The 24,117-nt window shown below is 72.5% G+C and carries 18 protein-coding genes; 12 read left to right on the top strand and 6 right to left on the bottom strand.

Annotated features, from left to right (window positions below):
- The first annotated feature begins 23 nt into the window (after window positions 1-23).
- Both ACIBST_RS16355 and ACIBST_RS16350 read left to right on the top strand, forming a co-directional pair.
- Window positions 24-2,447: a LuxR C-terminal-related transcriptional regulator gene (locus ACIBST_RS16355; protein WP_397172393.1), complete on the top strand. Its 2,424-nt coding sequence runs from the start codon at window positions 24-26 to the stop codon at window positions 2,445-2,447.
- A 10-nt stretch (window positions 2,448-2,457) separates the two neighbouring features.
- On the top strand, window positions 2,458-3,210 hold the full coding sequence (locus ACIBST_RS16350) for an alpha/beta hydrolase (protein ID WP_397172392.1): 753 nt from the start codon (window positions 2,458-2,460) through the stop codon (window positions 3,208-3,210).
- Window positions 3,211-3,432: 222 nt separating this feature from the next.
- Here ACIBST_RS16350 and ACIBST_RS16345 read toward each other — a convergent pair whose 3' ends face one another.
- Both ACIBST_RS16345 and ACIBST_RS16340 read right to left on the bottom strand, forming a co-directional pair.
- Complete coding sequence (locus ACIBST_RS16345) at window positions 3,433-4,866, bottom strand: aldehyde dehydrogenase (RefSeq protein WP_358288440.1); 1,434 nt, start codon at window positions 4,864-4,866, stop codon at window positions 3,433-3,435.
- Between the two features lie 126 nt (window positions 4,867-4,992).
- On the bottom strand, window positions 4,993-8,016 hold the full coding sequence (locus ACIBST_RS16340; RefSeq protein ID WP_397172390.1) for a M14 family zinc carboxypeptidase: 3,024 nt from the start codon (window positions 8,014-8,016) through the stop codon (window positions 4,993-4,995).
- 203 nt (window positions 8,017-8,219) lie between these two features.
- Between ACIBST_RS16340 and ACIBST_RS16335 the strand changes: the two genes are divergently transcribed.
- Window positions 8,220-9,116: a coiled-coil domain-containing protein gene (locus tag ACIBST_RS16335; protein ID WP_397172389.1), complete on the top strand. Its 897-nt coding sequence runs from the start codon at window positions 8,220-8,222 to the stop codon at window positions 9,114-9,116.
- On the opposite strand, the gene ACIBST_RS16330 is transcribed toward ACIBST_RS16335, so the two are convergent.
- A complete protein-coding gene (locus ACIBST_RS16330; RefSeq protein ID WP_397172387.1) occupies window positions 9,098-10,411 on the bottom strand; it encodes a GH1 family beta-glucosidase in 1,314 nt (437 codons plus the stop codon). The two genes, ACIBST_RS16335 and ACIBST_RS16330, sit on opposite strands and share 19 nt — an antisense overlap.
- A gap of 88 nt (window positions 10,412-10,499) precedes the next feature.
- Here ACIBST_RS16330 and ACIBST_RS16325 point away from each other — a divergent pair, with 88 nt between their 5' ends.
- A complete protein-coding gene (locus tag ACIBST_RS16325; protein WP_397172385.1) occupies window positions 10,500-11,138 on the top strand; it encodes a TetR family transcriptional regulator in 639 nt (212 codons plus the stop codon).
- A gap of 4 nt (window positions 11,139-11,142) precedes the next feature.
- Here the strand turns inward: ACIBST_RS16325 and ACIBST_RS16320 are convergent, their stop codons facing one another.
- On the bottom strand, window positions 11,143-12,066 hold the full coding sequence (locus ACIBST_RS16320) for an aldo/keto reductase (protein ID WP_397172383.1): 924 nt from the start codon (window positions 12,064-12,066) through the stop codon (window positions 11,143-11,145).
- An 80-nt stretch (window positions 12,067-12,146) separates the two neighbouring features.
- Here ACIBST_RS16320 and ACIBST_RS16315 point away from each other — a divergent pair, with 80 nt between their 5' ends.
- From ACIBST_RS16315 to ACIBST_RS16285, 7 genes are all read left to right on the top strand, one after another.
- A complete protein-coding gene (locus tag ACIBST_RS16315) occupies window positions 12,147-12,506 on the top strand; it encodes a MerR family transcriptional regulator (protein ID WP_352352118.1) in 360 nt (119 codons plus the stop codon).
- A 36-nt stretch (window positions 12,507-12,542) separates the two neighbouring features.
- Window positions 12,543-13,967 carry a penicillin-binding transpeptidase domain-containing protein gene (locus ACIBST_RS16310; protein ID WP_397172382.1) on the top strand — a complete coding sequence of 475 codons (1,425 nt, stop codon included), beginning with the start codon at window positions 12,543-12,545 and terminating at the stop codon, window positions 13,965-13,967.
- A gap of 69 nt (window positions 13,968-14,036) precedes the next feature.
- Window positions 14,037-16,391 carry an ATP-binding protein gene (locus ACIBST_RS16305; protein WP_397172381.1) on the top strand — a complete coding sequence of 785 codons (2,355 nt, stop codon included), beginning with the start codon at window positions 14,037-14,039 and terminating at the stop codon, window positions 16,389-16,391.
- A gap of 357 nt (window positions 16,392-16,748) precedes the next feature.
- On the top strand, window positions 16,749-17,522 hold the full coding sequence (locus ACIBST_RS16300) for an AMP-binding protein (RefSeq protein WP_397172379.1): 774 nt from the start codon (window positions 16,749-16,751) through the stop codon (window positions 17,520-17,522).
- 123 nt (window positions 17,523-17,645) lie between these two features.
- A complete protein-coding gene (locus tag ACIBST_RS16295) occupies window positions 17,646-18,938 on the top strand; it encodes an ABC transporter substrate-binding protein (RefSeq protein WP_397172377.1) in 1,293 nt (430 codons plus the stop codon).
- Between the two features lie 54 nt (window positions 18,939-18,992).
- On the top strand, window positions 18,993-19,874 hold the full coding sequence (locus tag ACIBST_RS16290) for a carbohydrate ABC transporter permease (RefSeq protein ID WP_397172375.1): 882 nt from the start codon (window positions 18,993-18,995) through the stop codon (window positions 19,872-19,874).
- Complete coding sequence (locus tag ACIBST_RS16285) at window positions 19,871-20,731, top strand: carbohydrate ABC transporter permease (protein ID WP_397172373.1); 861 nt, start codon at window positions 19,871-19,873, stop codon at window positions 20,729-20,731. Before ACIBST_RS16290 ends, ACIBST_RS16285 begins: the two co-directional genes overlap by 4 nt.
- Here the strand turns inward: ACIBST_RS16285 and ACIBST_RS16280 are convergent.
- Entirely contained in the window at window positions 20,671-21,732 is a 1,062-nt protein-coding gene (locus tag ACIBST_RS16280) for an ArsR/SmtB family transcription factor (RefSeq protein WP_397172371.1), read from the bottom strand. The genes ACIBST_RS16285 and ACIBST_RS16280 overlap by 61 nt on opposite strands.
- Window positions 21,733-21,790: 58 nt before the next feature.
- Here ACIBST_RS16280 and ACIBST_RS16275 point away from each other — a divergent pair, with 58 nt between their 5' ends.
- On the top strand, window positions 21,791-23,116 hold the full coding sequence (locus ACIBST_RS16275; protein ID WP_397172370.1) for an MFS transporter: 1,326 nt from the start codon (window positions 21,791-21,793) through the stop codon (window positions 23,114-23,116).
- Here ACIBST_RS16275 and ACIBST_RS16270 read toward each other — a convergent pair.
- A complete protein-coding gene (locus tag ACIBST_RS16270) occupies window positions 23,079-24,062 on the bottom strand; it encodes a LacI family DNA-binding transcriptional regulator (RefSeq protein ID WP_397172368.1) in 984 nt (327 codons plus the stop codon). The genes ACIBST_RS16275 and ACIBST_RS16270 overlap by 38 nt on opposite strands.
- Window positions 24,063-24,117: the final 55 nt, after the last annotated feature.

Here is a 24,117-nt window from a genome sequence, read left to right as displayed (position 1 = left end):
CTCCGCTGACCCTGGGCACCGACATGACTCCGCCAGTTCCGCACAACCTGCCCGCAGAGCCCAACCGTTTCGTCGGCCGCGGGCGCGACCTGACCGAGCTGAGCACGCTGGTCCACGACGAACGCGTGGTCACGTTGAGCGGCGTCGGCGGCATCGGCAAGACCCGCCTGTCGCTGCGGGTGGCGGCCAGGGCCGCGCCGGGGTTCGCCGACGGCGTCTGGCTGGTCGAGCTGGCCCGGCTCGCCGACCCCGCCCTGATCGTCAACGAGATGGCCGGGGTGCTCGGCGTCCGCGACGAGGCGCCGGGGCGGCTGCTCGACGGCCTGCGCGTACGGCTGCGCGAGGCCAGGGCGCTGATCGTGCTGGACAACTGCGAGCATCTGGTCGACCGCTGCGCCGAGCTGGTCGCCGGCCTGATCGCCGACTGCCCCGAGCTACGTTTCCTGCTCACCAGCCGCGAGCCGCTGCGCATCCCCGGCGAGCTGGTCTGGCGGGTGCCGCCGCTGGAGCTGCCCGACGACCACCATCCCGACGCCGAGTCCGTGCTGCTGTTCGTCGAGCGGGCGCTGGCGGCGGGGGCCCGGTCGGTGACCGGCAGCATGGACGACGTCGTGCGCCTGTGCCGGGCGCTCGACGGCCTGCCGCTGGCGCTGGAGCTGGCCGCGGCCCGTACGAGCCTGATGAGCCCGGGCCGCATCGCCGACCGCATCGGCGACCGGTTCACGCTGCTGACCAGGGGCGACCGTACCGCGCCCGCCCGTCAGCGCACCCTGCTGGCCACCGTCGAGTGGAGCCACGACCTGCTGCGGCCCAAGGAGCGCGTGCTGCTGCGCCGGCTGTCGGTCTTCGCCGGGCTGTTCGACCTGACGGTGGCCGAACGGGTGTGCGCCGACGGCGGCATCGTGCCCAGGGCCGAGCTGCTCGACCTGCTCAACGGCCTGGTCGACAAGTCGCTGGTGCTCCACCACGACGGGCGCTACCGCCTGCTGGAGACCATCAGGCAGTACGCCGCCGAGCGGCTGGCCGAGGCCGGCGAGCTGACCCGGCTGCGCGACCGGCACCTGCGGGTGATCTGCGAGGAGATGGAGCACTGCTACCAGGCCGGCACGCTCGACCCGCGCATGCCCTGGTCCGCCCGCGTCCCGCACTTCGCCAGGGGCCGCGCGCTGATGGACGACTGCCGGGCGGCGGTGGAGCGGGCGGTGGAGTCGGCCGACCCGGTGCTCGGGCTGCGCCTGGCCCGCGCCGCCCTGGCCATCCTGGCCGTGCGCGGTGAGCTGGGCGAGACCGTCGGCTGGCACCAGCGGCTGCTCGCCCTCGACCTGTCCCGGGTGCCCTCCGACGTGGTCGCCGTGGCCAAGGGCGGCCTGGCGTACGGGCTGGAGATCTGCGACGAGCTGGCCCGCGCCGAGGAGCTGGTCGTGCAGGGGGTGGAGGAGCAGAAGAGGCACCCGTACACCCACTGGCTGGGCGTCACCTACAGCGTGGCGCTGGCCGTGTTCTTCCGCACCGGCCAGAGCGAGAAGGCACTGCGTTACCTGGAGGAGCTGGAGGCGGCGGCCACCGCCCACGACGACCTGTTCAACCTGGCCACGGTCCGCATCGCCCAGCTCAACCTGGCGCTGTTCCGCGGCCAGCTCCGCCAGGCCCGCCGGCGCGGCGAGCAGGCGCTGGCCCTGGCCAGGGAGGCCGGCCACCACTGGACGCTGGCCAGGGCGCTGACCCACCTGGGCGCGGTGGCCGAGGCGGCGGGCGACCTGGAGGCCGCCATGACCTGCCACACCTCGGCCCTGCCGCTGCTGGAGGACATGGGCAACCGGGTCGAGCTGGCCCGCTGCCAGGCCAAGCTGGGCCGGGTGGCGGCCCGGATGCACGACTACCCGGCCGCCCGCCTGCACCTGGCCGCCAGCCTGGCCCTGAGCACCCGCACCGGCCAGCGCAGGGGCGTGGTGCGGGCGCTGACGTCCATGTCGGCGCTGGCGGCCGAGCAGGGCGACCTGGAGGGCGCGGTGCTGGCCGCCGCCGCCGCGACCGCGCTGCGCGAGGCCATCGGCCAGTACGGCGTCCCCGGCCCGGTCCAGGAGCTGCTCACGCGGGCCAGGGCCGGGCTCGGCGAGGGCCGGGTGTCGCTGCTGTGGGCCAAGGGGGCCGGGCGGTCGCCGGACGAGGTCGCCAGGCGGGTGCTCGATCCCGGCCGGGCCGTCGCGGCGGGGCCGTCAGGGCCGCCGCCGGGGGGCTGGCAGGGCGGGCTGACCGGCCGGGAGCTGGAGATCGCCGCGCTGCTCACGGGCGGGCTGAGCAACCGGGCCGTCGCGCTGAAGCTGGTGATCAGCCCGGCCACGGTGGCCCGGCACGTCGCCAACATCATGGAGAAGCTCGGCTTCGCCTCCCGGGCCCAGATCGCGGTGTGGGCCACCGAGCACGGCCTGGAAACGGACCACGAATAAGCTGGTGTTCATGCCTTTCGCGCCCCATTTCCCGGTGATGCTCAGGACCGAGGACGGTGTCCGCATCGACGCCGCCCACACCCCCTCGGCGGCCGGGGACGTCGGGATCGTCATGGCGCACGGCTTCACCGGATCCTGGCGCGAGCGCACCGTCCGCCGCATCGCGCACGTGCTCAGCGGCTACGGCGGCGTGCTCGCCTTCGACTTCCGCGGCCACGGGCGCTCGGGCGGCGAGACGACGGTCGGCGACCTGGAGATCCTCGACGTGGAGGCCGCCGTCCGGCATGCCCGCGTGGTCGGCTACCGGCGGATCGCGGTCGTGGGCTTCTCCATGGGCGCGGCGGTGGCCGTCCGGCACGCGGCGCTGCGCCGGGGCGTGGACGCGGTGGCGGCGGTCAGCGGCCCGGCGCGCTGGTACTACCGGGGCACCAAGCCCATGCGCCAGGTTCACTGGGCCATCGAGCAGCCGTTCGGCAGGTTCGCCGCCCGGGTGGCCAAGCGCACCAGGATCGCCGGCGGCCAGTGGGACCCGATCCCGATGCCGCCGTACGAGGCCGCCGCCCTGGTCTCGCCCGCCCCGCTGCTGGTCGTGCACGGCGACGCCGACGCCTTCTTCCCGCTGGAGCACGCCCACCAGCTCTACGACGGCGCCCGCGAGCCCAAGGAGCTGTGGATCGAGCCGGGCTACGGGCACGCGGAGTCGGCCGCCAGCCCCGAACTCATCCGGCGTATCGGTAAATGGATCTCCTCGAACCTTTCGTGAGTAATACCCGTCTACCTAAGACGGATGGAAAGGATCCGCCAGGAGAAAAGTCCTCGGGGAAGGAAACCGCCTTCGCGGTGGCCTTGGGACATACTTCAGTAGCCGGGCAGTCGCCGACTGTAGGCGGCGGATCCGGCGCCTAGCGTCGCGGGGGCACGCTGGGCGCCTTCCCCGGCCCGCGAGAGGGGCCCCGCGGCGCGCGGGGCCCCTCTTCGCCCGCCGCTAGCCCAGCCGGGCGATCGTCTTGTACTCCAGGTAGCCGTTCAGGCCCTCGGGGCCGAGCTCGCGGCCGATGCCGCTGGCCTTGAAGCCGCCGAAGGGCGCGTTCGACTCCAGCATGAAGCAGTTGACGCCGTAGGTGCCGGTGCGCACCTGGCGGGCGACGTTCATGCCGCGCTCGGCGTCGGCCGTCCAGACCGTGCCGGCCAGGCCGTAGTCGCTGTCGTTGGCGATGCGCAGGGCGTCGGCCTCGTCCTCGTACGGGATCACCGCCAGGACCGGGCCGAAGATCTCCTCGCGGGCGATGCGCATGTCGTTGCTGACGTTGGCGAAGACCGTGGGCGCGACGTACCAGCCGCGGTCGCGGGGACGGTCGAGGCCGCCGACGACGACCTTGGCGCCCTCGTCCATGCCGATCTTGATGTAGCCCTCGACGCGCTCCTGCTGGCGCTTGGCCACCAGCGGGCCGATGCCGGTCGCCGGGTCGGCCGGGTCGCCGACGGGCTGGGAGTTGACCATGTTCGCCACGGCGTCCACGACCTCGTCGTACCGGCTGCGGGAGGCCAGGATGCGGGTCTGGGCGACGCACGCCTGGCCGTTGTTCATCAGCGTGGCCATGGCCAGGAAGCCCATGCTCGCCTGCAGGTCGGCGTCGTCCAGGATGATCGCGGCGGACTTGCCGCCGAGCTCCAGGCTGACCCGCTTGAGCTGCTCGCCGCAGATGGAGGCGATGCGGCGGCCGGCGGCGGTGGAGCCGGTGAAGGCCACCTTGTCGACGCCGGGGTGGGAGATCAGGTGCTCGCTCACCTCGCGCCCGGCGGGCACGATGTTGAGCACGCCCGCCGGGATCCCGGCCTCGGCCGCCCACTCGGCCAGCAGGTACGCGTCCAGCGGCGTCTCGGGCGCGGGCTTGAGCACGATCGTGCACCCGGCCAGCAGCGCGGGCGCGACCTTGGTCATGGTCACGAACTGGGGCACGTTCCACGGGACGACGGCCGCGACGACGCCGACCGGCTCGCGCCGCACGGTGATCGGCCCGAACAGCCCGGGACGCTCCTCCTCCTGGGCGAACTCCTTGCCCAGCCCGGCGTAGAACTGCAGCATGCCGAGCGGCTGCGGGGCCTGCGCGAGGTTGGAGAAGGTGATCGGCGAGCCCATCTCCTCGGTGATCAGGGCGGCCATCTCGCCCTGGCGCTCGTTGTAGATCGCGGCCAGCCGCTCGATCACGGCGGCCCGCTCGGCGAACGTCATGCGCGGCCACGGCCCGTGGTCGAACGCCTGGCGGGCGGCGGCCACCGCGCGTTCCACGTCCTCGGCGGCGCCGTCGGGGACGCGGCCCACGACCTCCTCGGTGTGGGGGGAGATGACGTCGATCGTCCCGGTGCCCGCGGGGGTCACCCATTCGCCCCCGATGAACAGCTTGTCGTGCTGGCGCATGTCGTGAGCCTCCTGCTTGACCGAATGCTTGCTTGCTGCGCGTACGCCTCAAGGCGACCGAACCATGTTCTGTCCGTGCACGCAAGAGGGGCGCGGCAGCGGTGTGCCGCGCCCCTCCGGGCGTCGCTAGCGGGGGTCGCCCAGCAGGTGCCGCATCGACCGCTTGACCAGGTCCGTACGCGTGGCCTGGCCGGTCAGGCTCTCCACGCCGAAGCCCAGATAGACGGTGTCCGCGGTGACGATGCCGCCGCCCTCCTCGAAGACCTGGTCGGTGCGGAACCAGTTGTTGATCGACGGGGCCGAGCCGGCCGGCGGCGCGGCGACGGCCCAGCCGCCGAGGTCGGACTCGAAGGAGGTGTCACCGGCCGCCGCGCCGTCCAGGGTGACCTTGGCGTCGTCGAGGAAGACGCCCGCGCCCTGGGTGGACCAGTCGCTGACGTAGGAGATCGACAGCTCGACCCGCTTGCCCGCGTACGGGGTCAGGTCCACCTTCCACTGCTGCCAGCCGCCGGAGTTGCCCGAGGCGGCGTGCCAGGCGCCGGAGGACCCGGTCGGCTCGCAGGCCGCGCCCTGGTAGTGCCGGGTGAACGGATGGATCACCCGCCAGCCGCCGCTGTTCTCGGCCTTGCAGCTCTCGCCGGTGCTCTGCGAGGTGTGGCCGTTGACGTCGGGGAGGGTGGTCCAGTCGTCGGCGCCCGCGGTGTGCGCCTCGACCGTCAGGAAGTCCCAGTCGGCCTCGGTGTCGTAGGAGGTCCAGAACGACAGGTCGCCGGAGCTCCTGCCGGTCAGGTCCACGGTCGTGGTCAGCCGCTTCCAGGAGACGTCGGCGATGCCGCTGTAGACGTCCCAGGAGCCGGTGTGGGGGTCGAACGGGCCGCCCGGGCGTACCCACTTGACCTGGGCCGAGCTGGCGAACAGCGGGAACTGCGCCGGGGGCAGGATGGCCGAGGTGGCCACGAACGAGTTGGTGTGGCTCGGCTCCAGCGTGCCGGCGAAGCCCTCGAACGCGCCGCCGTTGCCCTTCAGCGCGAACGGCTGCCCGCTCGCCCGGTCGGCGCCGCCGTCGTCGAAGAAGACGTAGGCGCCCAGCCAGTACTGCTGGAAGTCGTTGAACACCTGGATGCACGGCGGGTCGTCGGGGACCGTGCACTCGGGGTGGCCGGGCTGGTCGGGCTCGTAGTAGTAGGCGCCGTTGTTGTTGGCCGCGTACGAGGGGTACTTGCCGGCGTGCAGCAGCTTGCCGCCCTCGTTCAGGTAGTCGCGCACCGCCAGCTCGGTGTCCACGCCGCCCTTCGACGTGGTGCCGGCGACCTGCCCGGGGGAGCGGGGGATGACGTCGTCGCCGGTCTCCCAGACCACCGCCTTGTAGTGGCTGAGCACGCCGAGCGGGTGCGGGGCCCTGCGGCCCATCTTGTCCATGTCGTAGACGTCGGTCGTGTAGCCGGCGTCCTGGAGCGCCTTGACGTAGTCGGCGGCGTACTTGGCCTCGGTGCCGCCCTGGGCCGGGCTCAGGCCCGTGACGTCCTCGGTGGCCAGCACGAGCACCTTGCCGCCGATGTCGTCCTGCACGGTGTAGGTGAACTCGCCGCTCTTCCTGCCGATCGCGCTGAACCAGACCTTGACCTTGTCGCCCGGCCGGGTGCCGGTGATCCTGCCGCGCAGCCGGTGGTAGTAGCGGTCGTAGCCCTTGCCGTACCGCTCGCCGCCCTTCCACTCGCCGGTCGGCGCGATCCTCGTCCGGCCGCCGTTGACCTGGTAGTTGAGCAGGACGGGCCCGATCTTCCTCTTGGCGGTGACCTGGACGGCCTGGTCGGTGCCGTAGCTGAACTCGAACGGGTCGAGCACGAAGTCGGGCGTCCTGTTGCCCAGGTGGCTGACCGGATCGGCCGGGTCCGTCGCGGACCTGGCGACGTCGAGCGCGAAGGGCAAATTCTTCTCGAACTCCGCCTGCACGGCCGCCTCGTCGTCGGGGAAGACGAACCCGCAGCCGTCGCAGCCCTCGTCGAGCTCCGGCGTCCAGGACAGGGTGCCGTACCTGGCGTGGGCGTGGTCGTTGGTGTCGCCGTTCGTGGTGTAGAGCTCGGCGCCGAGGTCGGGGTCGAACCCGGGGACGGCCGGGGCGTCGTCGTCGCCGGTCAGGGCCTCGTAGATCGGGTTGTCCGCGGTCTTCGTGGCGATCTGGAACCCGCTCGGGTAGAGCAGCAGCGGGCCGAAGGAGTGGTAGTTCAGGTTCATCTCGAACCTGACCCGGTTGAGCAGGCCGTCCATGGCCCTGGTCTCCGGCTCGCTGGCCGGGCCGGTCCCGCGGAAGGTCTCGCTGCTCGGGATGCTCGACGAGCCCTCCTCGTCGTAGCGGAAGTTGGTGGGGAAGTTGCGGTTCGGGTCCACGCCGTCGCCGTTGGTGATCTTCCCGTCGCCGTCGTTGTCGCGCAGGTTCTTGCGCCACAGGCGGTTGCCCTCGGTGAAGGTGAAGTCGTAGCCGTCGGGGTTGGCCACCGGCACGAACCACAGCTCGGTCCGGTTGAGCAGGTCCCGCAGCGCCGACCTGTTGGCGATCACGTACTTCAGCAGCCGCAGGTCCACCTCGGCGGCGATCCACTCGCGGGCGTGCTGGGTGGCCGAGTACAGCGTGGCGGGCTTGAGCCCGTCGGGCAGCAGCCGGGCGCCCGTGGAGACCTTGACGGCGAGGATGTCCCGGCCCTTGAGCGTCCTGCCGATGGACTGCAGCTTGACGATGTCCCTGTTGGCGTCGGCGATCGCCCTGAGCTGGTCGGCGATGCCGCCCCGCTCGGAGTACGACCGCCACACGGTGTAGCCGCCGGCCGCCTGGGCCTTGGCGGCCTGGAGGTTGCTCTGCCCCTGCGCGTTGCGCACGGGCTCGGGGCGCAGGCCGAGCTTGGCCAGCCCGGCCAGGTCGGCCTGGGCCGCGGTCAGCTCGACGTGCTCCTTGTCGCCGCCGTTCTCGTGCTGGACGACGTCGAAGCCCTTCTCCCGCAGGAACTGGGCGGTGCCCGGCTTGCCGTCCACCTGGTAGAGGTCGATGCGGTCGCCGGGCGGCAGCGGATCGACCGACGCCTCGGCGGTGAGGGGGACGAGGGAGGCGCCCAGGCCGAGAAGCGCGGCCGCGGCGATGGTCATGATTCGAGACACGATCTGCCCCTTCGCAGAGACGAGTTCGATCGCCATCTCAGACCGGGATCAAGCCCTCCACAAGGCCCAAACTTTTAGATCTTCCTTATTTCCGACAAAGGACCATGTACCTCGCCAAAGGTGCGTCACTTGGCTGGTTCGGATGACAGCCATCAAGATCATCTTCTATAGTTTCGGTCCGTCTATGCGAGGAGGGGACGGGTGTGAGGATCTGGCGGCTCGCCGCGGTCTTCGTCGTCCTCTCCGGGCTGCTCGGGCTCGCCTCCCCGCAGCCGGCGTCGGCCGATCCCAACATCGACGAGCTGCGCAGACTCACCAAGCAGGCGTCCCGGCTGAACGACCTCTACCGCGGCCAGATCCAGAGCCTGGAGGAGATCAGGATCCAGGCCAAGAACGCCACCGACACCTCCGGCGACCTGGCGGCGCGCCTGGCCGCGGCCCAGGCCGGCGTGGCTGAGATCGCGCGCCAGACGTACGTCACCGGCCCCCTCGACGGCATGCAGCTGTTCGGCCTCACCGCCGACCCGGCCATCGCGCTCGGGCAGGCCGCGAACATGTCGTACATGGCCACCGAGCGGACCGAGCGCGTCCGGAGCATCCAGAAGCTCATCGCGAAGTCCAAAGAGGCCAAGCTCAACGCCAACGACAAGATCGACAAGCTGAAGAAGGAGATCAGGACCCTTCAGGGCAAGCGGCGCGAGATCGAGCGCCTGCTCGCCAAATACGGCTTCCAGCAGCCCGGCGGTGCCGAGGGCCTGACCCAGCGCATGATCACGGTACGCGCCGAGATCATGCAGAACTTCCCGATGAAGTACGGCGTGGGCTGCCTGCGCCCCGGCGACCCCGGTGAGCACGGCAAGGGCCGGGCCTGCGACTTCATGATGTCCCGCGGCGGCACCATGGCCTCGGGGGCCGACGCCGACCGCGGGGACGCCCTGGCCGAATGGCTCATCAAGAACGGCTCGCGGATCGGCGTCATGTACATCATCTGGAAGCAGCGCTACTACGACATCCGGTCAGGCGGCGGCTGGGACCCCATGTCCGACCGGGGCGGCGTGACCGCCAACCACTACGACCACGTTCACGTGTCGGTGTTCTGAGCGATCCGCTCCCGGTACCACGCGTAGGACGCCTTGGGGGTGCGGCGGCCCGTGGCGAAGTCCACGTGCACCAGGCCGAAGCGCTGGTGGTAGCCCTCGGCCCACTCGAAGTTGTCCAGCAGCGACCAGACGAAGTAGCCGTCCACGTCCACGCCCTCGGCGCGGGCGGCCATGACGGCGTCGATGTGGCCGCGCAGGTAGTCGATGCGGGCCTGGTCCTCGACCGTCCCCTGCGGGGTGAGCTCGTCGGGCTGGGAGCAGCCGTTCTCGGTGACGTGGATCGGCGGGAGCGCGCCGCCGTACCGGGCCTTGAGGCCGGTCAGCAGCTCGCGCAGGCCGTCGGGGACGACCGGCCAGCCGAACGCGGTGGTGGGATACCCGGTGACGCCGGTGTCGGTGAACGGGAGCGCCTCGCCGGGCGGCGGGGCGGCGATGCGGGTGGGGTTGTAGTAGTTGATGCCGAGGGCGTCCAGGGGGGCCGAGATGGTCTCCAGGTCGCCGTCGCGGACGAAGTCCAGGGCGGCTGTGTAGGCCGAGAGATCGGGGTACTTCCCGAGCAGCACCGGGTCGTTGAACAGCCGGTTGTGCAGGACGTCGTAGGCTTCGGCGGCCTTCACGTCCGCCTCCTGTTCCGAGGCGGGCCAGACCGGCGTGCAGTTGTTGGTGATGGCCACCTGCCGCGCGCCCGCCGCCCGCAGCGCCCCGGCCGCCAGGCCGTGGCCGAGGAGCTGGTGGTGGGCGACGGGGAGGGCGTCGAACAGCAGGGCCTGGCCGGGGGCGTGGATGCCCATGGCGTGGCCGAAGGCCATGTGCACGAACGGCTCGTTCAGGGTGATCCACAGCGGGATGCGGTCGGCCAGGCGCTCGGCGACGATCGCGGCGTAGTCGGCGAAGCGGCCGGCCGTGTCGCGCTCGGTCCAGCCGCCGCGGTCCTGGAGGGCTTGGGGCAGGTCCCAGTGGAAGAGCGTCGGCACGGGCTGGATGCCGGCCGCCAGCAGGCCGTCAGTGAGGCGTTCGTAGAAGTCGAGGCCCGCGGGGTTGACCTCGCCGGAGCCGAGCGGCTGCACCCGCGGCCAGGCGATGGAGAAGCGGTAGGCGTTCACGCCGAGGCCGGACATGAGGGCGATGTCCTCGCGCCAGCGGTGGTAGTGGTCGCAGGCCACGTCCCCGGTGTGGCCGTCCCTGGTCCGGCCGGGCTCGTGGGCGAAGGTGTCCCAGATGGACGCGCCCCGGCCGTCCTCGGCCACCGCGCCCTCGATCTGGTAGGCGGCGGTCGCCGTACCCCATAAGAACATCTCGGCTCCTTTATGCGAGTATGGCTCATGTTAACGGACGGCAAAGTGGCCGGTCTGTACCTGCTGGTAATAAGCCAGGATGGGGAGCATGACGAGTACCTTGCGCCGCCGTCCCGCCCAGCGCCGGAGCGTGGAGCGGGTGGAGCGGATGCTCGACGAGTGCGCGCTCCTGCTCGACGAGGTGGGCTACGAGGCGTTGACCACGAAGGAGGTCGCGCGCCGCGCCGAGGTCCCCATCGGCACCTTCTACCAGTTCTTCCACGACAAGCAGGGCCTGGTGCGCGCCCTCGCGCTGCGCAACCTGGAGGCGTTCCTCCAGCGGGTCACCCAGTGCATCGCCGAGGCCGACCTCGGCCACTGGACCGACCTGGTCGACCTGGCCATCGACGAGTTCGTCGACATGAAACGCACCACCCCCGGGTTCGCGGTGGTCGACTTCGGCGAGGTCCTGCCCACCCCGGGCGGGCCGCCGCTGGAGGGCACCAAGCGCACGCTCGACAGCGCCCTCGACAACAACGTCATCGTGGCCGACCGGTTGCGCGCCCTCACCCTCGCCCTGCTCGACGCGCCCGCGGGCCCCGGGCTCGACCGGGCGCTCGTGGTCGCCGTCGAGGCCACCGACGCCGTGCTCAAGCTCGCCTTCCGGGCCGATCCCGACGGCGACGCCGACCTGATCGCCGAGTGCAAGCAGCTCGTCCGCCGCTACCTCGCCGACCACCTGCCCTGATCCCCTAGGCGGCGGCGTTCAGGCGGGCGCGCAGCTCGGCGTCCAGCTTGACGTCCGCCGCGCCGACGACCTCGTCGAGCTGGGCCGTCGTGGACACGCCGACCACGGGCACGTGACCGTCGGCCATCAGCCACGCCAGCACCACCTGGTTGGGCGTCGCGCACAGCTCGCCGGCGACCTCGCCCAGCACGGCCAGGCGGCGGGCGGTGCCCGGGTGGTCGTAGACCTCAGGCATGGGCCGGTCGGACCGCGTGTAGGCCCCCGCCATCAGCGTGTTGTAGGCCCACAGCGTCACGTCCGGCTCGGCGGCGACGTAGTCGAGGGCATCGTCCGAGGCCAGCGTGTGGCCGCCCTCCGGCAGCCGGGTGAAGGGCCGCGGGCGCAGGTAGGTGTGGCGGAGCTGGAGGTGGCCGTACGGCAGCCAGCCGCGCGCGCCCGCCAGGTTCCTGGCCCGCTCCAGCCGCCAGGCGGCGATGTTGCTCGCTCCCAGCGCGCGGACCTTGCCCTGCTCGGCCAGCGTGTTCAAAGCGCCGAGCGTCTCGTGCAGCGGCACCGAACGGTCCTCGATGTGCGACCAGTACAGGTCGACGTAGTCGGTCCGCAGCCGGCGCAGGCTGCCCTCGGCGGCCCGCGCGACGGCCGCCGCCGACAGGCCCTCGGCCGAGTCGAGCGTGCGGTCGCCGGGCACGCTCGGCCGCGCCCCGCCCTTGGTGCCGATGAACATCCGGTCCCGGTTGCCGCGCGCGGCCAGCCAGGCGCCGATGGCCTCCTCGCTCTCGTCGCCGGTGCGGCCCTCGTTCCAGAAGGGGTAGTTGTTGGCCGTGTCCAGCATGGTGCCGCCGGCGTCCTGGAAGCGGTCGAGGATGGCGAAGGTCTCCCGCAGGCCGACGCCGGTGCCGAACGGGATGGTGCCGAGTGCGATGTTCATGGGGCAGAACCCTCGGACCTGGAGCGCACTCCATGTCAAGCCGTTGACCTGGAGCGCGCTCCAGGTGGAAGACTGGGAGCGTGAGCGTGTACACCCCCGCCGAGGTCGTCGAGGAGACCGGCTTCAGCCTCGACACCCTCCGCTACTACGAGAAGATCGGCCTGCTGGAGCGCGTGGAGCGCAACGCGGCCGGTCAGCGCAGGTTCAGCGAGGAGGACGTCGGCTGGCTCGGCATGATCCGCTGCCTGCGCGACACCGGCATGCCCATCGCCATGCTGCTGCGCTTCGCCGAGCTCGTCCGCGGCGGCGACGACACGATCCCCGACCGCATCAGGCTGCTGGAGGAGCACGACCGGCAGGTCCAGGCCCAGATCGCCAACCTGGCCGAGCGCCAGAACTACATCCACCGCAAGATTTCCTACTACCGCAGCGTCCTGTAGCCCTGCCTTGGTGGTCCGGTTGTTAGACCAAGGACCATGGCGGGAACCAGGGCGAAGCAGATCGACGTCCCGCTGGGCCGCATGGCCGTGCTCTGCTCGGTCCTGCTGTTCGTCCTGCTGGCCCACCTCACGGTCGTCCAGGGGTTCGGGACGCGGGCACTCAACGCCGACCGCCGCAACGAGCGCTCGCTCATCGCCCGCTTCGCCCGTCCGCGCGGCGACATCCTGACCTACGACGGCGCGACCGTGGCCAGGAGCCGCCCGACGCCCGGCGGCGGCCCGTACCGGTTCCAGCGGGTCTACACCGACGGCGAGCTCTACGCCCCCGTGACCGGCTACATGTCCCTCTACCGGTCCACGGGCGTGGAGGAGGCCGAGGACGGCGTCCTGTCCGGCGACGACGCCAAGGTCAAGGTGCGCTCGATGGTCAGCGACGGCGACGTGGCCGGCGCCGACGTGCGGCTGACCATCGGCCAGCGCACCCAGTGGACCGCCTACCACGCCCTGGAGGCCGCCGGCGTGCCCGGCGCGGTCGTGGCCATCGATCCGGCCACCGGCGCGATCCTCGCCCTGGCCAGCTACCCGTCCTACGACCCCAACACGCTGGCCACCTTCGACCCCGCCCGGCTCGACGGCGCCCTCGACCGGCTGCGCGAGGCCCCCGGCCGGCCCCTGCTGAACCGGGCGCTGGACCAGGTCTATCCGCCGGGGGCCACGTTCAAGGTGGTGACCACGGCCGCGGCGCTGGCCTCGGGCGAGTACACGCCCACGGCCCCCGTGGACGCCGCCGTCCGCCCGCGGCTGCCCGCCGCGCTCGCCGGTTCGTGCGGCAGGCCCCGGCCCACGCTGCTGCGCGCCTTCCAGACCTCGTGCGACACCGCGTTCGCGGGCATCGGGGTGCAGCTCGGCCAGGACATCCTCAGGGACCAGGCCGAGGCGTTCGGGTTCGGCGACGGCGACCTGCGCGTGCCGATGGCCCCGGCGCGCAGCACGTACCCGCAGGGCATGGACCGGGCGCGGACCGCCCTGTCGGCCGTCGGCCGGGACCAGGACCGGGCGACGCCGCTGATGGTGGCGATGTTGTCGGCGGCCGTGGCCAACAACGGCGTGCTGATGCGGCCGTACCTGGTGGAGGAGGTCAGCCTGCCGGACGGCTCGCTGCTCGGCCAGGCGGGGCCGCAGCCGTACCGCACCACCATGACCACCGTCCAGGCCCGCTACCTGGCCGCGATGATGACCGCGGGGACGCACGCGGGCGGGCCGGGCGCGGCCGTCGCCGTCCCCGGCGTCGAGGTGGCCGCCAAGATCGCCGCGAACGGCGGCGAGCACGCGCTGGCCACGGCGTTCGCCCCGGCGACCGCCCCGGAGGTGGCGGTCGGCGTGGTGCTGGAGCACCCCGGCCCCCGGGCCGGCGCGGTGGCGCAGGTGGCCCGCGCGGTGCTGGAGGCCGCGCTGGCCTGACCGCGGGCCGCCGAGTTCTCCACCGATTGAGTCTGGGCGCGAACGGTAGTTGATGCCACACTCACAGTGATGCTGCGAACCGCCGATTTCCGCAACCTGCCGGCCGAGCCCAACCTGTTCGTGGGCCGGGAGTCCGACCTCGATGAGCTGGCCCATCTCGGCCGCGTCTCGCGTGTGGTGACGCTGTGCGGCGCGGGGGGCATCGGCAAGACGCGCCTGGCCCTGCGCCTGGCCGCCAGGGTCGCCGCCGAGCACCCCGACGGCGTGTGGCTGGTCGAGCTGGCCGACGTGGAGAAGGGCGAGCTGCGGGAGCGGGTCCGCGCCGCGCTCGGCGTCGCCGAGGACCTGGCGGAGACCATCGGCGGCCGCCGCGTGCTGCTCGTCCTGGACAACTGCGAGCCGGTGGTCGGCGAGTGCGCCGAGCTCTGCCGCGACCTGCTCGGCGCCTGCCCGCGGCTCACCGTGCTGGCCACCAGCCGCGAGCCGCTGCGGGTGCCGGGCGAGACGGTCTGGCGGGTGCCGCCGCTCTCGCTCGTCGGCGAGGAGAGCGAGGCCGTGCGCCTGTTCGTGACCAGGGCCAGCGCCGCGCGTCCCGGCTTCGAGCTGACCGAGGAGACGCTGCCGCTGGCGATCGAGCTGTGCCAGGCGCTCGACGGGCTGCCGCTGGCGATCGAGCTGGCCGCCGCCATGGTGCGGGTGCTGTCGGTCAGGCAGCTCGTCGAGCGGCTCGACGACCGGTTCAGGGTGCTGGCGGGCGGCGCCCGTACGGCCCACGCCAGGCATCGCACGCTGCGTGCCGCCGTCGACTGGAGCTACCGGCTGCTCAGCCCCCAGGAACGCCTGCTGCTGCGCCGCGTGGCGGCCTTCCGCTCCTGCTGGACGCTCGACCTGGCCGAGACGGTGTGCGCCGGCTCCGGCCTGCCCGAGGAGGACGTGCTGCCGCGCCTGTGCGACCTGGTGGACAAGTCGCTGGTCGTGCTCGACGGCGAGGTCGCCGGCCAGGCCCGCTACCGGCTGCTGGAGACCGTCCGCGAATACGCGCTGGAGCGGCTGGCGGAGTCCGGCGAGGAGGCGGCGCTGCGCCGCGCCCACCTGGCCGCGCTCGCCGGGCTGGCCGGGCGGTTCAAGGACGTCCTCGCGCCCGGCACGCGCACGTCGTGGCCCGTGGTCGAGCGCTTCGTCAACCTGTTCGACGGGCTCAAGGCCGAGGTGGGCGCGGCCTGCGACTGGGCCGTGGCGAGCGGGACGCCGCAGACCGCCCTGCAACTGCTGACCGACGTGCGCTACCTGCTCATGGCCAGCGGGCGGCGGCTGGACATCGCCGAGCGGCTCGACCGGCTGCTCGCGCTCGACGCCCCCGACGTGCCCGAGGGCTTACGTGGGCAGGCGATGATCCTGCGCGGTGAGCTGGCGCTCGCGGCCGGTGAGACGGGGCTCGCGGCGCGGTGCGTACAGATCGGGCTGGCGCTGTGCGTCGACGCCCACGACGCCTACGGCGAGGCCGTGGGCCTGATCATGCTGGCCCAGGCGACCGGCGACCAGGAGTCGCTGGCCCCGGCCCTGGAGGCGGCGCGGCGGCGCGGCGACCCGATCCTGGAGTCGCTGGCCCAGGGCACCCGGGCCGACTTCGGCCTGCGGGCCGGCCGCCTGCACGAGGCCCGGCGCGCGTTCGAGGAGGTCCTGTCGCTGAGCGAGCGGCTGGACAACCACCTCGGCCAGTCCTACGGGCACGTCGGCCTGGCCCAGATCGCCCGGCGCACCGGCGACCGTCCGGCCGCCCGGCGGCACTACGAGGCCGGCCTGCGCCTGCTGCGGCACATCGACGCCCGGCAGCAGATCGTGAGCTGCCTGGCCGGGCTCGGCCGCGTCGCGCTGGACGAGGGCGACCTGGCGCAGGCCCGCGCGCGGCTCACCGAGGCGCTGGTGCTCAGCCGCGACGCGGGCCTGCGCGACAGCATCGCCCGGCGGCTGGCGGCCTGGGCGCGCCTGGTGGCGGCCGAGGGCGACGACCGGCGCGCGGTCCTGCTGGCCGCCGCCTCGCTGGGGCTGCGCGACCGCCGTCCCGACGCCCGCACCGAGGAGCTGCTGGCCCCCGCCCGCGAACGGCTCGGCGAGGCCCTGGTGGCGCTGCTGTGGGCCGAGGGCCTGGCGATGACGGCCGACCAGGCGGTCTCGTGCGCGCTCGGCGGCCCGTTGCCCGAGCTGCCCGCCGCGCCGGTCGCCCCGGCCGCCCAGGACAGCAGGCTGACGGCCAGGGAACGCGAGATCGCCGAGCTGGTGGCCCGCGGGCTGAGCAACCGGGCCATCGCCGACGAACTGGTGATCAGCCCGGCCACCGCCGCGCGGCACGTCGCCAACATCCTCGGCAAGCTGGGCTTCTCCACACGTACACAGATTGCCGCATGGGTGATCGGCGGACGCTGATCCCGGCGGGTTCTCTACACATCGTCGCCGCCCGGCGCTTACATCGTCGAATGGCCATGTCAGCGCATGTGCCGCCCCGGCCGGAACGCCTACCGTTCTCGTGTGATCGACCGCGCCCCGCGCTCCCCGTCCTCGCGCCGGGGGCCGCGGCGGCCGATCGACCGAGGGACGTCACGCGTCCCGACGGAGCCGGGCCTTCTCGGAGGGGTGGGGGCCCGGTTCCGGGGCGCGTGACAGCGGGCTCGAGTCGCGCAGGGCTCGGGCCCGCCCACCTCGGCCCTGGGCTGGGGAAATGCACACCGCTCTACATAGATCGGTGGATGCGGCCGGCGCGCGGGCGACCGTACGTTGACGGTCATGACGCCGTCCGCCTCGTCCTCCGGCACCGTGATCCACGAGGTGTTCTGCCGGGCGTACGAGCGGGGCGAGCGGCCGGCGCTCATCGATCTGCGCGGCGGCCACGTCTACGGCTACCGCAGCCTGGTGACCGAGGTGACCAGGGCGGCGTCCGGGCTGGTGCGCAGGGGAGCGCGCCGCGACCAGGTGGTGGGCGTGCACGTCTCCACGACCGGCCCCCAGACCGTGGCCCTGCACACCGTGCTGGCGGCGGGCGGGGTGGCCGCGCCGATCGGTCCAGGGCTCGGCGTCGAGGAGGTGGCGGCGCTGCTGCGCGAGTGCGACGCCCGCATGCTGATCACCACCCCCGACCTGGCGGAGACGGCGATCGCGGCGGCCGACGGCTCCCGCGTGCGCCAGGTGGTCTCGCTCGGCCCGGCGCTCGACACGATCGACTTCCGCGGCCTGCTCGTGCTGGAGCCCACCGCGCTGCCCGCCCTCGACGCCAAGCGCCAGGACGCGCTGGCGCTGCCCGGCGGCGCCCGGCTCACCCATGCCGACCTGCTGGCCAGGATGGCCGAGCTCGACGTGCCGATCGGCCTGACGGAGTCCGACGTCGTGCTGTGCACGTGGCCGCCCGGCGCCGGCGCCGACCTGCCCGCCTTGGTCGGCCTGGCCGTCTCCAGGGGCGCGCTCGTCGTCGCCGCGGGCCGCGGTGACCTGCCCGGATCCGGCTACGACGCGGGCGTCACCGTGCTCACCGGGCCCGCCGGCACGCTGGAGCGCGTGGGCTGAGTATGCGGACCTGTTACCTGCTCCGCCCTTGACGTCGGCGCGCGCGAAGTGGGTTGATAGCCGTTGTTGACAACGTTGTCAAAGGTCACCAACTTCGGGGGATCGCGAAGGGAATGGTGTGCGATGCGACGGTGGTTAGCGGCCGTCTCGATCACGATGGCGGGCGTTCTGGGCCTGGCGGGCTGCGGCGGAGGCAGCGGCGGCCAGACAGCCGAGCCGGGCTCCTCCAGCGGCGGCAAGCAGCAGGTGGAGGTCTTCTCCTGGTGGACGGGCCCCGGCGAGGCCGACGGTCTCAAGGCGATGAAGAAGATATTCGAAGACAAGAACCCGAACTACACGTTCTTCGACGCCGCCGTGGCGGGCGGCTCTGGTGACAAGGCCAAGGCGTTGTTGCAGTCGAAGTTGCAGGCCGGCACGCCGCCCGACACCTTCCAGGGGCACGCCGGCGCCGAGTTGCAGGGCTACATCAAGGCGGGCAACCTGGAGGACCTGACGTTCCTGTACGACGAGCTGAAGCTCAAGGACGTCTTCCCCGCCCAGCTCGTCGACCAGATCAGCGTCGAGGGCAAGATCTACTCGGTGCCGGTCAACATCCACCGGTCCAACGTCCTGTGGTTCAACCCCAAGGTGCTCAAGGACGCCGGCATCGCGGCCGCGCCCAAGACGATCGAGGAGTTCATCGCCGACCTGGAGAAGGTCAAGGCCAAGGGCAAGATCCCGATCTCCATCGGCTCGGAGTGGACCGCCACCCACCTGCTGGAGAACGTGCTGCTCGGCTCGCTCGGCACCGACGCCTACAACGCGCTGTTCAAGCCGGGCGCCGACTGGAGCGGCCCGCAGATGACGAAGGCGCTGGAGAACTACGCCAAGATCATGTCGTACGCGGGCGACCCGCAGGACGACTGGCAGCCCGCCGCCAAGCAGGTGGCCGACGGCGAGGCGGCGTTCAACATCATGGGCGACTGGGCCTACGGCTTCTTCCACAACCCGCCGGAGGGCGGCCTCGGCAAGACGTCCAAGACGGACTTCGACTGGGCACCCGCGCCCGGCACCGAGGGCACCTACATGTGGCTGTCGGACAGCTTCACGCTGCCCAAGGGCGCCAAGAACCGGGACGGGGCCATCGCCTGGCTGAAGGTCGCGGCGAGCAAGGAGGGCCAGGACGCCTTCAACCCCAAGAAGGGCTCCATCCCCGCCCGCAAGGACGCCGACCAGTCGCTCTACACCGACTACCTGGCCGACGCGCTGAAGGACTGGTCGGGGAACAAGCTGGCCGGTTCCATCCAGCACGGCGTCTCGGTGAGCCAGCCGTGGCTGGCCTCGATCAACGAGGCGGTCGGGCTGTTCATCGGCAGCAAGGACGTCAAGGGCCTGCAGCAGGGCCTGGCCGACGCGGCCAAGGCCAACGCTCAGTGACGCATGCGGGTACGGCGGGAGGCTCCCGCCGTACCCGCGCGAAGGGAAACGGTTGTGAGGCGGGCACGCACCTGGCTGCCCGGACTCCTCCTCGTCGCGCCGTCGATCGTGGCGATCGGCGTGTTCGTGTACGGCATGCTGGGCTGGAACTTCCGCCTGGCCATGACGGACCAGCACGATGAGGTGTCCGAAGGCACGTTCGTGGGGCTGAAGAACTTCGTCGACATCTGGGAGCAGGCGCGCTGGCGGCTGTCGGTCGACCACGCGATCGTGTTCACGATCACGTTCGTGGCGGGGGCGCTGGTGCTGGGCTGGTTCCTGGCGTTCCTCATGGAGAAGGGGATCTGGGGGGAGGGCACGTTCCGGGCGATCTACCTGTTCCCGATGGCTGTGTCGTTCGTCGCGACCGGCATCGTGTGGCGGTGGCTGATGAACTCGGGGACGGGTGAGCGGGCGGTCGGCCTGAACCGGCTGTTCGACGCGATCGGGCTGCCGCAGTGGCAGTGGTTCAGGGATCCGGACTGGGGGATGGCCGCGATGGCGCTCCCAGCGATCTGGCAGATGTCCGGATATGTCATGGCGTTGTTCCTGGCGGGCTTCCGCGGCGTCCCCGAGGAACTGCGCGAGGCCGCGCGGGTGGACGGCGCCGGCGAGTGGGGCGTCTACCGGCACGTGGTGCTGCCCATGCTCAGGCCGGTCACCCTGTCGGCGCTGATCATCCTGGGACACATCTCGCTCAAGGTCTTCGACCTCATCGTGGCGGTGTCCGGCAAGCAGATCATCACCGACGTGCCCGCGGTGTTCATGTGGGTGGCGGTCTACGACTCGCACGACCCGGCGAAGGGGGCCACGATCGCCTCGTACATCGTGCTCAGCGTGGCGGTCTTCGTGATCCCGTACCTGATCTGGTCGGTGCGAAGGGAGCGCAGGTCATGACGGCCGTCGCGGCCCGGCGCAGGACCGGGTTCGGGATCGTGCGGTTCTGCCTGCTGCTCGCCCTGGTGGTCGTCGTCCTCGTCCCGATCTACGTGCTGCTGGCCACCAGCTTCAAGCCGCTCACCGAGGCCGACCCCGGCCAGGCGTGGAACCTGCCCAGGACGTGGACCACCGAGGCGTGGCGGGTGGCCTGGGAGAAACTGGCCCCCGGCCTGTGGAACAGCGTGCTGCTGGCCGTCCCCGGCTCGCTGCTGTCGTGCGCGTTCGGGTCGATGAACGGCTACGTGCTGTCCAAATGGCGCTTCCCCGGCGCGGACGTGCTGTTCACGCTGTTCCTGTTCGGCATGTTCATCCCCTACCAGGGCGTGATGATCCCGCTGGTCAAGCTCATGGTCTGGCTGAACGAGCAGACCGGGCTGCCGGGCGTCTTCTACGGCGGCATCCCGGGCCTGGTGCTCGCGCACGTCGTGTACGGCATCCCCATCTGCACGCTGATCTTCCGCAACTACTACGTCACGATCCCCGACGAGCTGATCGAGGCCGCGCGGGTGGACGGCGCTGGAATGCTGCGCGCGTACTGGTCGGTCGTGCTGCCGGTGTCGTGGCCCGCCATCGCGGTGGTGATCATCTGGCAGTTCACCTCCCTGTGGAACGACTTCCTGTTCGCCGTCTTCATCACCGGGCCGCAGAGCTGGCCGACCACCGTCATGCTCAACAACATCGCCGGGGCCCAGGCCACCCCCTACAGCCAGCAGATGGCCGCGGCCGTCCTGGCCTCGATCCCGACGATGCTGATCTACGTGCTGCTCGGCCGGTTCTTCATGCGCGGCCTGATGGCGGGCGCGCTGAAGGGCTGAGGCGGGACGGCGCGCCAGTCCGGTGACCGGCCGGCCAGCGCGTCGCCCAGCGGCGTACGGGCGTACAGGACGGAACGGCCGGTGCGGGTGCCCACGACCAGGCCCGTCCTGCGCAGGACGGCCAGGTGCCCGCCGGTCGCGCCGAGGCTCTGGCCGAGCAGGGCGGCCAGGTGGGTGGTCGTCGCGGGCACGGCCAGCTCGGTCAGCAGGCGCGCCCTGGTGCGGCCGATCAGCAGCGCCAGGTCGCCGTCCGGGACGCCGACCGCGGCGCCGGTGCCGCGGGCCGGGTAGACCAGCGCGTTGGGCCAGGCCGCCTCCAGGTACACGCCGACCGAGCCGGAGAAGGCGGTCGGCACGAACAGCAGGCCCCCGCCGCCCAGCACGTGCAGGCCGTGGCGGGTGTGCAGGCGCACCTCAATGTGCCCGTCCGGACGCCAGCGCACCTGGTCGCTCAGGTCGTCTAGGGCCGCGGCCCAGCCGTAGGCGGCCAGGCGTCCGGCCCGCTGGATCACGTCGCGTTCGAGGATCGCGTGGAGCCGCTGCCAGTCCACCGAGATGATCTCCCGCCACAGCGCCTCGTACGCGTCGGCCAGCACCTGCACCACCCGCGGCGAGAAGAGCAGGTCGCGGACCGGCTCCGGCACCGGCGGCAGCTCCGCCAGCACCCCGGCGATCTCCTCGTGCGCCTGCCGAACCGGGGTCCTGCGCATCGAGGCCAGCTCGGTCTCGAACGGCACGCTCATCCCGGCCGGCGGCGGGGCGAGGAAGTCGACGTTCGCGTAGCCCTTGTTGCCGCTGATCGCCGCCATCGCGCGCAGCGCCGGATGCCGTCGCACCAGGTCGAGGTACGGGCCGCGCCAGCGCTCCACCCACCGGCGGTGCACGCCGGGCTCGTTCCTGCCGTCGAGCGTCCAGTGGGCGTGCATGGTCTCGATCAGGGGTGAGATCGCGAACCTGCCGGCCACCAGGTCCTGCGGGGTCACCTGGATCTGCAGCGCCATCTTTCGGTTATATCCGAAACCTTGGCCGGGCCGGGCGCCGGTTCAGCAGCATCGGGGTGTGAGAGCGGCGAGGTACGGCGACGTGTTCGCGGTCAAGGAGTTCCGGGTGCTGTTCGGCAGCTTCGTGCTGCTGGTCACCGGGGACTCGATCAAGATGCTGGCCCTGTCCGTGCTGGTGTACGCGCGGACGGGCTCCCCGGGGCTGTCGGCGGCGGCGTACATGGCGGGGTGGCTGCCCTACATCGTGGGCGGGATGTTCCTGCTGTCGCTGGCCGACCGGCTGCGGCCCCGGGCGCTGATGGTGACCGGCGAGCTGGTCAGGGCGGCGGTGTGCCTGCTGCTGGCCTGCCCCGGGCTGCCGGTGTGGGCGATGCTGGCGCTGGTGCTGGTCAGCGGGCTGTTCTCGCCGGTGTTCGGCGCGGCCAGGTCGGCGGCGCTGCCGGACGTCCTGCCCGGGGACGCGTTCGTGCTCGGCCGGTCGGTGCTCGGGCTCGCCTCGGCGGCCTCCCAGGTCGGCGGGCTCGCGGCCGGAGGCGCGTTCCTGGCCTTCGCCGGGGCGCCCGGCGCGCTGGCCGCCACCGCCGCGCTGTCGGCGGCCGGCGCGGCGGTCCTGCGGTTCGGCCTGCCCGACCGTCCGGCCCGCGCCGGCGCGCGCAGCGGCGGGACGGGGGCCGTGCGGCAGACGTTGCGGGTGAACCGGTCGCTGCTGGCCGATCGGCGGGTGCGCGATCTGCTGCTGGCCGGCTGGCTGCCGACGATGTGCCTGGCCGGGGCGGAGGCGATGATCGTGCCGTACCTGGGCGGTGAGGGGCAGGCGGGCGTGGTGCTCGCCGCGGCGGCGGCCGGGATGGCGGTGGGGGAGTTCACCGTGGGCAGGTTCGCCGCGCCGCCGCTGCGGGAGCGGCTGTCGGCGCCGCTCGCCGTGCTGCTCGGGGTGCCGTGGCTGGGGTTCGCGTTCGGTCCTGGCCCGGGGTGGGCCGCGGTGCTGGCGGCGTGCGCGGCCGCGGGGCTGTCGTACCAGCTCGGGCTGCAGCGGCGGTTCGTGGACGCGGTGCCCGAGGAGGGGCGCGGGCAGGCGTTCGGGCTCCAGTCGGCGGGGCTGATGACGGGGCAGGCGGCCGGGGCGGCGCTGGTCGGCGCGCTGGGCGAGACGATCGGGCCGGGGGCGGCGATCGTCGCGGCGGGCGCGGCGGGTGTCGTGGTCGCCCTGGCTCTGCTCGGGCCGCTGCGCCCGCCGCGCCCTTCCCCGGCTTTCCCGGCATCCCCGGCTTCTCCGGCTTCCGTGGCTTCTTCGGCTGCCGGCGCCGCCGGTTCCATGGGGCCGGTCGCGGCGTCCGGGGCGGGGGTCACGTCGCCGGAAGCTCCCCGGAGCCCCGCGGGATGAGACGCACGGGCAGCTCGACGTGCTCCGGCGGGCCGCCGTCACCGCGCAGACGGCGGAACAGCAGCTCGGCGGCCACCCGGCCCATCCACGCCGGATCCTGCGCCACCACGCTCACCCCCGGCCGCAGCAGGTCGGCCAGCTCGAAGTCGTCGAACCCCACCAGCGCCAGCCGCCGCCCCTCCAGGGCCCGCAACGCGGTCACCGTGAGCCGCCCGTTCCCGGTGAACAGCGCGGTCGGCGGCGCGTCCAGGGCGAGCATGCGCCGCAGGTCGGCCCGTACGTCGTCGAGCGACGGCGGGCGCATCGCCACCAGCCGGGGGTCGAACAGCCCGCCGAGCGCCCGCCGGTAACCCGCCAGCCGCCGCGCCGCGGTGTAGATCGCCGGGTCGTCGCCCAGGAACGCGATCCTGTGGTGCCCGTGCGTGAGCAGGTGCCGGACGGCCTGCTCGGCCCCGCCCGCGTTGTCGGCGAGCACGGTGTCCACGTCGATCCCCGGCTCGGGCGGCCGGTCGGCGAAGACCACGGGCGTGCCGGTCTCCAGCTCGCCCCGCAGGTAGGCGTGGTCGTCGCCGGCCGGGACGACGATCAGCCCGTCCACCCGGCGCGCGCAGAACGTCTCGACCAGCTCGCGTTCCCGGCCCGGCTCCTCGCCCGAGGACCCGCTGAGCAGCAGGCAGCCGTGGTCGATGACGACGTCCTCGACCGCCCGGCTGAGACCGGCGTAGAAGGGGTCGGCGACGTCCTCGATGACCAGGCCGATGGTGGCGGTCATGCCCGTGCGCAGGACCCGGGCGCTCTCGTTGCGGCTGTAGCCCAGCCGGTCGATGGCCGCCCGCACCCGCTCGGCGGTGGCCGGATGTACGCCGGGCTCGCCGTTGACCACGCGCGAGACGGTCTTGAGCGCCACGCCCGCCGCCGACGCGACGTCCTTCATCGTCGGTCTCACGCATGGATCATGTCCTACTCCACCCGGGCGGACAACGTTGTCAGACGCCTGTGCC

It is taken from the genome of Nonomuraea sp. NPDC049684, assembly GCF_044465345.1.
GTDB lineage: Bacteria > Actinomycetota > Actinomycetes > Streptosporangiales > Streptosporangiaceae > Nonomuraea.
The sequence above is the reverse complement of the archived record's forward strand: the minus strand, read 5'-3'. Positions and strand labels throughout refer to the sequence as shown.